Below are 12,144 nucleotides of genomic sequence, written 5' to 3'. Positions count from 1 at the left end.
TCAGGCGACCGCGCGCCATTGCGGCGCCTCTGCCTCCGCATTCACCAGGGCCAGGATCGCCCGCGCGGCGCGGTCGGCCGAGGGTTCGGCGGTCAGGTCGAAACTCATATCGAACAAGGCCCGCTGAACCGGCAGATATTGGTCATGCGTGGCCATGGCGTCGGCAAGGGCATCACCCAGGCGGCCCGCATCCTCTATCACCGGCCCGCTCTGCCAATGCGCATAGTTGCGATCTTCCCGATAATGCACGCCATGCGTGTTCAGGAACAGGCATGGTCGCGGACGCCGCAGAAATTCATATATCTGACTGCTGACATCCCCAAGATATATGTCGGCGGCATTGCTATAGGTCATATCCGTGGACGCCAGGCTGCCCAGATCGATATGAATATTGGGCGCGCGCAGGAAGCGCGGGTCAATACGCCCGGCGCGGTCTATGCGCAGCCGGTCGATACTGACTGAAAACGGCCGTTCGAACAGCATGACATGCGGCGCGAAGATCAGGTTGAAATCGTCATTGCGCAGGAAGAAGTCCAGCACCTGCCGCCCGGCCTTGTACCAGGAGGACAAGTGCGGCGAGACATGCGGGTTGTAGAGCACCGTCGGCCGGCCATTGCCGAAGAAAGGCGCATCATCCTTCCGGGAAAGATCGAATTTGGGATAGCCGACCACTGAAACTTTCGAAGGCGGCAAGCCAGCGTCCTTTATCAGCCGGTCGCGAATTTTTGCGCCTGACGCCAGCACATGGTCGAAACCGGCGCTGGCCTTGTCGAACCCTATCGCACGATCCCCGGCGCCATGGCGGGTATGGACGATCTTCAGATCCTCCAGTCCATAGCGCGTCTTGAGGATAAGGGACGTCTTTTCCGCCACGACAAGAATGTCCAGAGACCGGAAGAAATCCAGATTGTCCCGATAGACGAGTATCTTTGTCGCGGGCACGACATGCTCCAGCGCGCCGCTTAGCCATCTGGACGTCTTGCTCTCCAGGCCGAGTTCGACATGCTCAATCTTATGGCCAAAACCGCGCGTCAGCCTTCCAACCGCCGCCTTCAACCGGGGGTTGGTGGTCGCGATGACGATGTCATGGCCGAGGCCGCTGCTGGCGAGCGCCATCGCGATGGGAAGGCTGTGGGCGACCTGATGAACCTGATCATGATTGAAAAGAAAGCCGATGCGCATCCTGGCATGACGGCGCGGTCACTCCATCACCACAGTTCCAGGCGAAAGCATTTTATGCGGAACGGTCCCTCGCGGGCTATACTCGCTCAATGGCCAGCGCGAGGCCCATTCCCACCCCAATGCACAAAGTGGCCAGGCCCAGGCGTCCGCCGCTGCGTTCAAGCTGATGCGCAAGCGTCATTACGATCCGCGCGCCGGACATGCCCAGCGGATGGCCAAGCGCAATCGCGCCGCCATTCGGATTCACATGCGCTGCATCATCGGACAGGCCAAGAGCGTGAAGAACGGCAAGCGACTGGCTGGCGAAGGCTTCGTTCAATTCTATCGCATCGAAATCAGCGATGGAGAGGCCAAGCCGCGCCATCAGCTTCTGCGTTGCCGGGACCGGCCCGATACCCATGACGCGCGGCGCGACGCCGGCCGAGGCCATGCCCAATATGCGGGCGCGCGGCCGGAGGTTATGAGCCTTCGCCGCTTCCTCGCTGGCGATGATCATGGCGGCGGCGCCGTCGTTGATCCCGGATGCGTTACCCGCCGTGACCGTGCCCTCGCCGCCGAACAGGGGCTTCAGCGCAGACAGAGCTTCCAGCGTAGTGTCCTTCCGCGGATGCTCATCCACAGCCGCTTCAACGACCTCGCCCCGCTTCCGGCCAGGCACGGTGACGGGCGCGATTTCCTCCGCGAAATAGCCATTTTGCTGCGCAGCAAAAGCGCGCTGCTGACTGCGGAGCGCGAAAGCGTCCTGATCCGCGCGCGATATATGATAGTCCTGCGCGACATTCTCCGCCGTGCGCGGCATTGCTTCCGTCCCGTAGAGTGCGTCGAGCGCCGCATTGACGAAACGCCACCCCATCGTCGTGTCTTCCAGCTTCTGCGCGCGGCCAAAGGCGCCGGGCGATTTGCCCATGACGAAGGGCGCGCGCGTCATGCTTTCCACGCCGCCCGCGATCGCCAACGCCATTTCCCCGCTGCGGATGGCGCGCGCCGCTGCGCCGACCGCCTCCAGCCCCGACGCGCAAAGGCGGTTGAGCGTAACGCCGGGCACCTCCTGCGGCATGCCGGCAAGCAACAGGCTCATCCGCGCGACATTGCGATTGTCCTCGCCCGACTGGTTGGCGCAGCCGTAAAAGACCTCCTCGATCGCCGCCGGGTCAAGCGCCGGGTTGCGGGCGATCAACGCGCGCAGCGGGACTGCGCCCAGATCGTCGGCGCGCACCTGCGACAATATGCCGCCATAGCGGCCGACAGGCGTGCGGACCGCGTCGCAGATGAAGGCGTCGATCATTGGCATATCCTCTGGAAAAGCGCTCAGCCGGGCTGGAGCGCCGCCCCGGCGATCAGCGGTACTCCGGTCAATGCGCGCAGCTCATCCAGCGTCAGCCCTTCCGCCATTTCCACGACGCTCGCGCCCTGCGGACCGATGTCGAAAATGGCGATGTCGGAATAGATGCGGGAAACGCAGGCCATCCCCGTGATGGGATAGGTGCATTGATCGACCAGCTTGCTCTCGCCCGTCTTGGTGAGCAATTCCATCATGACGAAGGTCCGCTTTGCGCCGATCGCCAGGTCCATCGCTCCGCCGACCGCCGGGATCGCATACGGCGCGCCCGTGTGCCAGTTGGCCAAGTCGCCCCGCGTCGAGACCTGAAATGCGCCAAGCACGCAGATGTCGATATGCCCGCCGCGCATCATCGCGAAACTGTCCGCATGGTGGAAAAAACTGCCGCCGGGCAACAGCGTCACGGGTTGCTTGCCGGCATTGATGAGGTCGGGATCCTCCGCGCCCGGCGCGGGAGCAGGTCCCATGCCAAGCAGGCCGTTTTCGCTCTGCAGGAATATCTCCCGCTCGGCCGGAAGGAAATTCGCCACCAGGGTCGGAAGGCCGATGCCCAGATTCACATATGCGCCTTCGGGAATGTCCTGCGCCACGCGCCGCGCCATCTGCTCCCGGTTCAATCTTTGCATGGCGGCATCCCGGTCAGGCGGCCTGCGCCGCGGACGGGGCGGCGGATGCGATATGGACGATGCGCTGGACGAAAATGCCCGGCGTGACGATGGTTTCGGGATCGATGCCGCCCAATGGCGCGATCCGGGCGACCTGCGCGATTGTGCATTTCGCCGCCATCGCCATGATCGGACCGAAATTGCGCGCCGTCTTGCGGTAGACAAGATTACCCCATCGATCCGCCGCCTCCGCCTTGATCAACGCAAAGTCGGCGTGGATGGGATATTCGAGAACATAATTCTTACCGTCGATTTCCCGCGTTTCCTTCCCTTCGGCCAGGAGCGTGCCGAAGCCGGTGGGCGTGAAAATGGCCCCAAGCCCGGACCCGGCGGCATGAATGCGGGCGGCCAGATTGCCCTGCGGCACAAGCTCCAGCTCAATGTCTCCCGCGCGGTAACGGGCGTCGAAATGGTGCGAGTCAGACTGGCGGGGAAAGGAGCAGATGATCTTCCGCACCCGCCCGGCGGCTATGAGCGCCGCCAACCCGGTTTCGCCATTCCCCGCATTATTGTTGATGATCGTCAGATCGCCCGCGCCCTGATCGATCAGGGCGTCAATCAACTGGTCGGGCATGCCCGCCGTGCCGAAACCGCCGATCATGACGGATGCGCCGTGGAAGATGCCTGCGACAGCCGCCGCCGGCGTAGGCACGCCCTTGTCGATCATATCACTTCCCCATTCCGTAGACCCACCTGTGATCCCGCCGCCAAAGAGAGTCAACCGATAATCGGATTATAATCCGATTATCGGACTTTTCAGCAAAGGAGCCGGATGCTATCGGAGCGATATGTCTCGCAAGGAATATCTATGAGCAGCGCCAGCGACCCCGATTTCATGACGTCCCTGGCGCGAGGGTTGAGCGTGATGAGCTGTTTCGCCGAACAGCGCCGCCCGCTGACGGTAGCCGATGCGAGCGGGCTGACAAAATTGAGCAAGGCGGCGACGCGCCGCTGCCTCCATACGCTGGTGGAGCTTGGATATGCGGCGCGGAACGGCCCCCACTACACCTTGATGCCCAAGGCGCTGACGTTGGGATATGCCTATCTGTCGTCCAGCGATCTGCCCGCAATCGCGCAGCCGATCCTGGATCATGTGTGCAAGACATTGCACGAATCCTGTTCACTGGGCGTCCGCGACGGCGACGAGCTGGTCTATGTCGGCCGGTCGGAAACCGAACGGATCATGTCCATTGCCCTGCGCGTGGGCAGCAGGCTGCCGCTTTACTGCACATCGATGGGCCGCGTGCTCCTCGCCGCGGCAAGCATTGAGGAGCAGAACGCCTATCTGGCGCGTGCTGCGCTTATCCAACGTACCGACAGGACTGAAACCAGCCCCATGAAACTCCGCGCCATTTTCGCGCAGACCGCAGAGCAGGGCTATGCCGTGGTCGATCAGGAGCTTGAGGCCGGATTGCGATCGATCGCAGTGCCGATCACCGGCAAGACAGGCATTATCGGCGCAATAAATATAGGGCTGCAGGCGAACCGGACTTCACTTGCGGATTTGCGCGCGCGCCATTTGCCAGCATTGCGGCAAGCCGCGCGCGAGCTTGCACTGTCCGGGCTTTAGCAGCCGCCGTGAAAAGCAGCAGGCGCCGCAGGCCCTAAGCCCGCGACGCCTGCCGCCAGTATATTTCCTCTAAAATCCCGGTTCGAAACCTAGAAGTGCACGGACGAGGAACCGGCCGAAGCGGATTTCGGCGGTGCGAACTTGGTAAGATCGATCCCCTCGACGGCAGACTTATACTCCTCGGCGTTTGGCGTGCGGCCGAGAATGGCCGACAACACCACGACCGGGGTCGAGGCCAGCAGTGATTCACCCTTCTTTTCGGCGGAATCTTCGACCACGCGGCCCTGGAACAGGCGGGTAGACGTGGCGAGCACGGTGTCGCCCCTCTCGGCCTTTTCCTGATTGCCCATGCACAGATTGCAGCCCGGACGTTCGAGATAGAGGATATTCTCATACTCGGTCCGATTGGTGGTTTTCGGCTTCACGTCATCAAATTCGAAGCCCGAATATTTCTGCAGAATATCCCAGTCGCCCTCGGCCTTCAGTTCGTCGATGATATTATAGGTCGGCGCAGCGACGACCAGCGGCGCCTTGAACTCGACCTTGCCGTCGGCTTTCTCAATATTCTTGAGCATCTGCGCGACGATCTTCATGTCGCCCTTGTGCACCATGCACGAGCCCACGAAGCCCAGATCGACCTTCTTGGTCCCGCCATAGTAGGAAACCGGACGGATCGTGTCGTGGGTGTAGCGCTTGGACACATCGATATTGTTCACATCGGGATCGGCGATCATTGGCTCGTCGATGATATCCAGATCCACCACGACCTCGGCAAAATATTTTGCATTGGCGTCGGGTGCGAGCGCGGGCTTCACGCCAGAGCGGATCTCGGCGATGCGGGCGTCGGCCTTTGCGATCAGGCCCTTCAGCGTGCCTGCGGCATTTTCCATGCCCTTGTCGATCATGATCTGGATGCGCGACTTGGCGATCTCCAGCGATTCGATCAGCGTCTCATCCTGCGAGATGCAGATCGAGGCCTTGGCCTTCATCTCCGCCGTCCAGTCAGTGAAGGTGAACGCCTGGTCGGCGAGCAGCGTGCCGATATGGACTTCGATAATCCGTCCCTGGAAGACATTGTCGCCGCACTGGGCCAGCATCTGCGCCTGGGTCGCATGCACCACATCGCGGAAGTCCATGTGCGGCTGCATCGTGCCCTTGAACGTCACCTTCACCGATTGCGGGATCGGCATGGTCGCCTCGCCGGTCGCAAGCGCCAGCGCCACCGTCCCGGAATCCGCGCCGAAGGCCACGCCCTTGGACATGCGGGTGTGGCTGTCGCCGCCAATGATGATCGCCCAGTCATCCACGGTGATGTCGTTCAGCACCTTATGAATGACGTCCGTCATCGAATGGTAGACGCCCTTCGGATCGCGGGCGGTGATCAGGCCGAAATTGTTCATGAAGCTCATCAGCTTCGGAATGTTCGCCTGCGCCTTCTTGTCCCAGACGGACGCCGTGTGGCAGCCTGACTGATAGGCGCCGTCAACAAGCGGAGAGATGACGGTCGCCGCCATCGCTTCAAGCTCTTGCGCGGTCATCAGGCCGGTGGTGTCCTGGGAACCGACGATGTTCACCTTCACGCGCACGTCCGAACCGGCGTGCAATATCTTGCCCGGCGTCACGCCCACGGCGTTGCGGTTGAAGATCTTCTCGACTGCGGTCAGGCCCTGGCCCTCGACGGTGATCTCCTTGTTCGGCGCGTAGACCGGGGTTGGTTCGATCCCAAGGGTCTCGGCGGCGAAGGACTGGAGCTTCTTGCCAAAGACGATGGCATAGGAGCTGCCGGCCTTCATGAATTCCATCTTCTGCGGCGTGAATGCGGCCGCGACGTCGACCAGCTCCTCGCCATTCTCGTCGCAGAGCTTCCGGTTCTTCACGTCGATTTTCAGCACAGTGCCGGTTTCGACCGAGAATTTCTGTTCAAGGACCGGGTTGCCGTCATTGTTGATGATCGGCTTGCCCTCTCCGTCGGTCTTCTTGGCCCAGTTCTTCAGGTTGATGCCGATGCCGCCGGTCACGTCGACGGTGGTCGCGAAGATCGGCGAGATGCCGTTGGTGCCGCCCACCACGGGGGCAAAATTGACGAAGGGCACATAGGGGCTGGACTGCTTGCCGGTCCACAGCGCCACATTGTTCACACCGGACATGCGCGACGAGCCGACGCCCATCGTGCCCTTTTCGGCGATCAGCATCACGCGCTTGTCGGGATGCTGCGCCTTGAGCGCCACAATGGCCTGCTGCGCTTCGGGCGAAATCATGCACTGGCCATGCAGTTCGCGGTCCGAACGCGAATGCGCCTGGTTTCCGGGGGACAGCAGGTCGGTCGAGATATCGCCTTCACCGGCGATGAAGGTGACGACCTTGATCTCATCTTCGACATCTGGAAGCTTGGTGAAGAACTCGGCCGCGGCATAGCTTTGCAGAACATCCTTCGCGACGGCATTGCCCGCCTGGAGGGCGTCACGCAGACGGAACATGTCGGCGTCATAAAGGAAAACCTGGGTCTTGAGCACTTCGCCCGCCTGCTTGGCAATCGCGGCATCGTCACCGAGCGCGATGTCGAGCAGCACTTCAACCGAGGGACCGCCCTTCATATGCGACAGCAGCTCAAGGGCGAAGGCGGACGTAATCTCCGGGATGGCGGTGACGCCCAGGATGATCTGCTTCAGGAAGGCGGCCTTGACCACCGCGGCGCTCGTTGTGCCGGGGAGCGTATTGTAGATGAAGAATTTGAGCGCGTCGGCGCGATGCTCGTTACCCGCATCCACGATCAGGGCAATGACCTCACCAAGAAGTATGCCGTCGTCGATCGGCTTGGGGGCAAGCCCCTGATCTTCTCTGCTTTTGATTTCGGCCAAGTAATCCAGGTAGATGCTCATCGTAATCCCACCATCATGAAGTGCATGGAGTTGAACGCAATGCGCCAGCCATTGTATCGACCGGCCCAAGGCTTGACGGGTTTCCGGTACGCCAACGGCGTCCGGCTGGCAAGGCGGCGCGCCTCGTCAAAAAATACCGTTTTGAGACCGGAGTAAATCGCTTGAAGCGCCTGCTCGCATGCTCGCTAGATAGGAGTTATGAAATCGCCCTTAAATGAGCGTCGAGGCTCACCGGCGAGATCGCGTATCGGGCCGCCGCCCAATTGCGCAGCCAAGCTGCGATGCGCCTCTTTCCGGCTCAAAGCCAAGCCGGCAAGTTAAGCATCCGATTTTAAAAGGATTAGCCGATCCCTCACGATAGTCTTGCACGTCGTGAAAAGGACTTTTGGCGGAGACGCCGGGATTCGAACCCGGGGTGCCCCCTTAAGGGCACGACGGTTTAGCAAACCGCTGGTTTCAGCCACTCACCCACGTCTCCACATGGCGCTTCACACCCGCACAGGTACGGGCGGGAGGCTGCTGAGCGACGGGCTATAGCGGCGCGTTTCGCGCAAGGCAACGGCGCTTTACGCTTCATTGACACATCTATTTTGCGCGCTCACCGGGAAGCTTTGTCCCCCAAAGCGCAAACAGGCGGGAAAATCGATTCGGACTGGCGCAGAATCGACTCAGGTCGCCGTTCGTTCATTGCCGTTTCATGTGCGAGGCCGATAGTCGGCGCTTCGATTTGCGAGCGGGTTATTATCGGGGAGAGCCGGGCGATGCGCCGGAATATAAAGATTCAGGCCGTGCGGATTACGCGCGCGGCGTCATTCGTCGCCGCCATAGTTGGCCTGACGCTTGCTCCCATTGCCGCTCCGGCGCTTGCACAGGTCAGGACCGTCGATCCCAACACCTCGATCGACGCGGACCTTGCTCCCCTGCCCGACAATCGCACCCCGCCGGCGGACACGCCCCCGGCCGATCCGAATATCTATGACAGCGGCAGCGCCAGCCCCCCGCCCCAGCAACCGCAGACAGCGACCGGCCAGCCCGTCACGGCGGCCACGCCGCCCGCGGCCCCCGATTCCAGCACGTCCTACAAGCAGGACGATCTGATCGGCGCGGCCGAAGGCGTATTCGGCAAGGGCGCCGAGGGCCTCGCAGGGATCATCGAGAAAATCTTGAAGGAACAGGGCGAACCCAACGCCTATATCGCCGGGCGCGAAGCGTCCGGCGCGCTGGTCGTCGGCCTGCGCTACGGCTCCGGCACGCTGAACCACAAGATAGAGGGCAAGCGGGACGTCTATTGGACCGGCCCGTCCATAGGGTTCGACGCGGGCGGAAACGCCGGCAATACCTTCGTCCTCGTCTATAATCTTTACGATACGCAGGACATCTACAAGCGCTTCCCGGCAGGCGAAGGCGCGGCCTATTTCGTTGGCGGTTTCCACGCCAGCTATCTGCGCCGCGGCGACATCGTGCTGATCCCGATCCGCCTTGGCGTCGGTTACCGGCTTGGCGTGAATGCGGGCTATATGAAGTTCACGGAAAAGCGGAACTGGGTGCCCTTCTGACGCCTAGATAGCGAGCGCGAGCTGCCCGGCTTCCATATCTGCCTCCGGGTCCTCCAGATTATGCACGCCCAGTCCCAGCAGCCGGGCGCCCATGCGCAGGGGCAGTTGCGCAAGCAACAGCGCCCTGCCCGCCTCCGCGATCGTTGCGTGATCCCGCACGGGCGCCTGGAAAGAACGGGAGCGGGAGATGATCGCAAAATCGGCGAACTTGATCTTCAACGTCACCGTCCGCCCATAGGCCCGCGCCTTCGATATCCGTTCCCAGAGGCGCTCTGAAATCCGGTCCAGCTCCGCAATCAATTCCTCGCGGGTCACAAGGTCGGTGAAGAAGGTATCCTCAACGCTCACTGACTTGCGGCCTTCATGCGCGTGAACCGGGCGATCATCCCGCCCCCGCACCGCCCGGTAATAATAGAGCGCCGCCTTGCCGAAATGACGCTCCAGAAACGGCAGGTCCCGGTCCCGCAAATCCGCCCCGGTCTCAATGCCCATCGACTGCATTCGGCGCGCCGTCACTGGCCCGACGCCGTGAATGCGGCGCACGGGCAGCTTCGCGACAAAGGCCGCCCCTTCGGCCGGGCGTATAACGCAAATACCGTCCGGCTTATTTTCATCGGAGGCGAGCTTGGCGATCAGCTTGTTGTAGGACACGCCCGCAGAAGCGGTCAGCCCCGTCTCCTCCCGGATCATCCGCCGGATTTGCCGGGCGATCTCCGTGGCGGAGGCCAGGCCCATCTTGTTTTCGGTCACGTCCAGATACGCCTCGTCCAGCGACAGGGGCTGGATGATGTCCGTGAACCGCTCGAAGATGCCCCGCACCTGCCCGGACACCTGCCGGTACATGTCGAAACGCGGGGGTACGAAAATCAGATCGGGGCACAACCGCCGGGCGCGGGCGCCGGGCATGGCGGACCGGACGCCGAATGCGCGCGCCTCATAACTTGCGGCGGCCACCACGCCGCGCGGCCCGCCGCCGCCGACTGCGACCGGCTTCCCCCGAAGCTCCGCATCGTCGCGCTGTTCGACCGATGCATAGAAGGCATCCATGTCGATATGGATGATCTTCCTCAGCGGAGGCGCGCTTTCGTCCATGCCCTTGCCCTATCAGAAAGACGGATAGGAACAAAGAAGGAACCCGCAGTCTATTTCGCCTTTTTAGGCTCCTTGAGCGCCAGCAGCGCCGCGAAGGGACTCGCCTGCTCCTCGCTCATGACGCCCATCTTCTTCAGATAGGCGTCGGCGTTCGGCGAGCGGGGATAGGGCGTCATCGCCAGCGCCAGCGTTTCCGCCACCGCCTCGCCAATATCGATGCTTTCACCGGAATAGAAAATAGTGTCGCAATCGTCGTCATCCAGTTCGATCTCATCATCCGAAGGCTCGGCGCTGCTGGGGACAAACCGGACAGCAAAGGATGTATCGACCTCTTCAGGCACTGGTTCTCCAGTGGCGATGCAGGACTGGGAAAGTGTCGCGCGCAGGCTGCCGCGCGCCGTCAACGCGCCATTTTCCTCGGCGAGACTATAGCGCGCCTCCATATCGTCCAGACTCAGCAGGCCGAACCGGCGGGCAAGGGCCAGCCTTTCCTCCTCCGTGGGCTTCACGGTCTGCGCGCCGGACAGCTTGCCCGCCTGATCCAGCCTGACAATCCGCGAAAATTCGGGCGTCTGCTCGGTCATTAGGATATCCGGGATTGCGGTATCTGGCCGGAGAGAATGGTATCAGGCGCCATATTGTCCAGCCCGGCCCGGAACAGGCGCAATCCCTCCTCGACATGCGCAAGCGCCGACTCCGCAGGCGCCTGCCCGCGATACAGGTTGCGCGCCAGCGCGCCGCGCAAATCGCCGCCCGGCTGCATGGCGGGCCGGTAGGCTGTCAGGCGACCGCCCAGCGCACTCATCATCTTGCCGATATGTTTGCCCACGATCATGTCGCCAATGCCGATCTGGCGAAGCTGGCCGTCCATATCCTCGACGAATATCTCGGTCAGCCAGACGCTTTCCTGCTTCAGGTCCGCTTCGCCCTCCAGCCGCAACAACACCATCACCAGAATGGCGGCGATCATGTCGAACCGGCCGTCCAGCGTGTCGGGCACTGCGCCATCCGCATACCAGTGCGGCCGCCGCCCCTCCGTCACGATGGCGTTATAAAGCGGAATCATCGTGTCGCGCGGGTCGCGGCGCTGGAATAATCGGGACAGGAAGGACATGACCGGTTTCCGGCCCGAACTGGCCGGGACGTTCGAGTTGCGGGATCGGACGATGCGCCCGGCGGCGCGGCACTTGTCTGCCCCGGCGCATTTCCATATTGATTGGCATGCCCGTCAATGCAATGGCCTTGCACGGAATATTGATCGAAGCAGCCCACGCGGCCTCCAGGAGACTATCATGCGCCAATCCTCCCACCGTTTCCGGGGCGGGCGTCTTATCCTCACCACGGCGCTGCTTGCGGCTGCGGTCATGACGTCGGGCTGCACGCGCATCCGCACCCATCAGGGCTATCAGGTCGACAAGCTGCTGGTCGATTCGATTCAGCCCGGCATCGACAATCGCGCATCGGTTGAGGCGACCCTTGGCACGCCCACCTTTTCCGAACAGTTCGGCCAGGGCGACTGGTATTATCTGTCGCGCGACATGCGCCAACTGGCTTTCGCCAGCCCCAAGCCCGTCTCGCAGACGGTGCTGCGCGTGAGCTTCGATGGAGCGGGCAATGTCTCTAAGGTGTCGCGCACCGGCCTGGAGACCGTCCAGAAGATTTCGCCGAGCGGCGACAAGACGCCAACGCTTGGACGGCATCGCAGCCTGTTCCAGGAAATCTTCGGCAATATCGGCGCTGTGGGCGCTGGCGGCATGGGTGGCGGCGGTGGCCCGACCGGTCCTGGCCCGAACGGCAGCTAACCGCCTCACTTTGAGGCGTTGCCTCTCCTGCAGCAAGCCGATGCTTGTGCGCGGTGTCA

The 12,144-nt window shown here is 62.2% G+C and carries 11 protein-coding genes and 1 tRNA gene; 3 read left to right on the top strand and 9 right to left on the bottom strand.

Going from position 1 to position 12,144, the window contains the following annotated elements; translation table 11 throughout:
* The 4 genes from BHQ40_RS09400 to BHQ40_RS09385 form a co-directional block, all read right to left on the bottom strand.
* Positions 1–1,182: a CDP-glycerol glycerophosphotransferase family protein gene (locus BHQ40_RS09400; protein WP_070155188.1), complete on the bottom strand. Its 1,182-nt coding sequence runs from the start codon at positions 1,180–1,182 to the stop codon at positions 1–3.
* A gap of 76 nt (positions 1,183–1,258) precedes the next feature.
* On the bottom strand, positions 1,259–2,467 hold the full coding sequence (gene pcaF, locus BHQ40_RS09395; protein WP_070155186.1) for a 3-oxoadipyl-CoA thiolase: 1,209 nt from the start codon (positions 2,465–2,467) through the stop codon (positions 1,259–1,261).
* A gap of 23 nt (positions 2,468–2,490) precedes the next feature.
* Positions 2,491–3,147, bottom strand: coding sequence for a 3-oxoacid CoA-transferase subunit B (locus BHQ40_RS09390; protein ID WP_070155184.1), 657 nt, complete (start codon positions 3,145–3,147; stop codon positions 2,491–2,493).
* Between the two features lie 13 nt (positions 3,148–3,160).
* Positions 3,161–3,853 (bottom strand): 3-oxoacid CoA-transferase subunit A, encoded by a 693-nt coding sequence (locus tag BHQ40_RS09385; RefSeq protein ID WP_070155182.1) that lies wholly within the window; start codon positions 3,851–3,853, stop codon positions 3,161–3,163.
* 141 nt (positions 3,854–3,994) lie between these two features.
* Here BHQ40_RS09385 and BHQ40_RS09380 point away from each other — a divergent pair, with 141 nt between their 5' ends.
* On the top strand, positions 3,995–4,756 hold the full coding sequence (locus BHQ40_RS09380) for an IclR family transcriptional regulator domain-containing protein (RefSeq protein WP_070155180.1): 762 nt from the start codon (positions 3,995–3,997) through the stop codon (positions 4,754–4,756).
* 89 nt (positions 4,757–4,845) lie between these two features.
* On the opposite strand, the gene BHQ40_RS09375 is transcribed toward BHQ40_RS09380, so the two are convergent.
* Together BHQ40_RS09375 and BHQ40_RS09370 are read right to left on the bottom strand one after the other, a co-directional pair.
* Complete coding sequence (locus BHQ40_RS09375; protein ID WP_070155178.1) at positions 4,846–7,635, bottom strand: bifunctional aconitate hydratase 2/2-methylisocitrate dehydratase; 2,790 nt, start codon at positions 7,633–7,635, stop codon at positions 4,846–4,848.
* Positions 7,636–8,021: 386 nt separating this feature from the next.
* Positions 8,022–8,113, bottom strand: a tRNA-Ser gene (locus tag BHQ40_RS09370).
* Between the two features lie 283 nt (positions 8,114–8,396).
* Between BHQ40_RS09370 and BHQ40_RS09365 the strand changes: the two genes are divergently transcribed.
* A complete protein-coding gene (locus BHQ40_RS09365) occupies positions 8,397–9,191 on the top strand; it encodes a DUF1134 domain-containing protein (RefSeq protein WP_070155176.1) in 795 nt (264 codons plus the stop codon).
* A 3-nt stretch (positions 9,192–9,194) separates the two neighbouring features.
* Here the strand turns inward: BHQ40_RS09365 and dinB are convergent, their stop codons facing one another.
* From dinB to BHQ40_RS09350, 3 genes are read right to left on the bottom strand one after another with little or no spacing between them, the layout of a single operon-like run.
* On the bottom strand, positions 9,195–10,283 hold the full coding sequence (gene dinB, locus BHQ40_RS09360; RefSeq protein ID WP_070155174.1) for a DNA polymerase IV: 1,089 nt from the start codon (positions 10,281–10,283) through the stop codon (positions 9,195–9,197).
* Between the two features lie 50 nt (positions 10,284–10,333).
* Positions 10,334–10,867: a YceD family protein gene (locus BHQ40_RS09355; protein ID WP_070155172.1), complete on the bottom strand. Its 534-nt coding sequence runs from the start codon at positions 10,865–10,867 to the stop codon at positions 10,334–10,336.
* Complete coding sequence (locus tag BHQ40_RS09350; RefSeq protein ID WP_070155170.1) at positions 10,867–11,397, bottom strand: ubiquinol-cytochrome C chaperone family protein; 531 nt, start codon at positions 11,395–11,397, stop codon at positions 10,867–10,869. Before BHQ40_RS09350 ends, BHQ40_RS09355 begins: the two co-directional genes overlap by 1 nt.
* Positions 11,398–11,575: 178 nt before the next feature.
* On the opposite strand from BHQ40_RS09350, the gene BHQ40_RS09345 reads away from it, so the two are divergent.
* On the top strand, positions 11,576–12,085 hold the full coding sequence (locus BHQ40_RS09345; RefSeq protein ID WP_070155234.1) for an outer membrane protein assembly factor BamE: 510 nt from the start codon (positions 11,576–11,578) through the stop codon (positions 12,083–12,085).
* The last annotated feature ends 59 nt before the right edge of the window (positions 12,086–12,144 follow it).

The organism is Sphingobium phenoxybenzoativorans (assembly GCF_001757355.1).
Lineage (GTDB): Bacteria > Pseudomonadota > Alphaproteobacteria > Sphingomonadales > Sphingomonadaceae > Sphingobium > Sphingobium phenoxybenzoativorans.
Note: the sequence above shows the minus strand (reverse complement) of the source record. Positions and strands in the feature narration are given on the sequence as shown.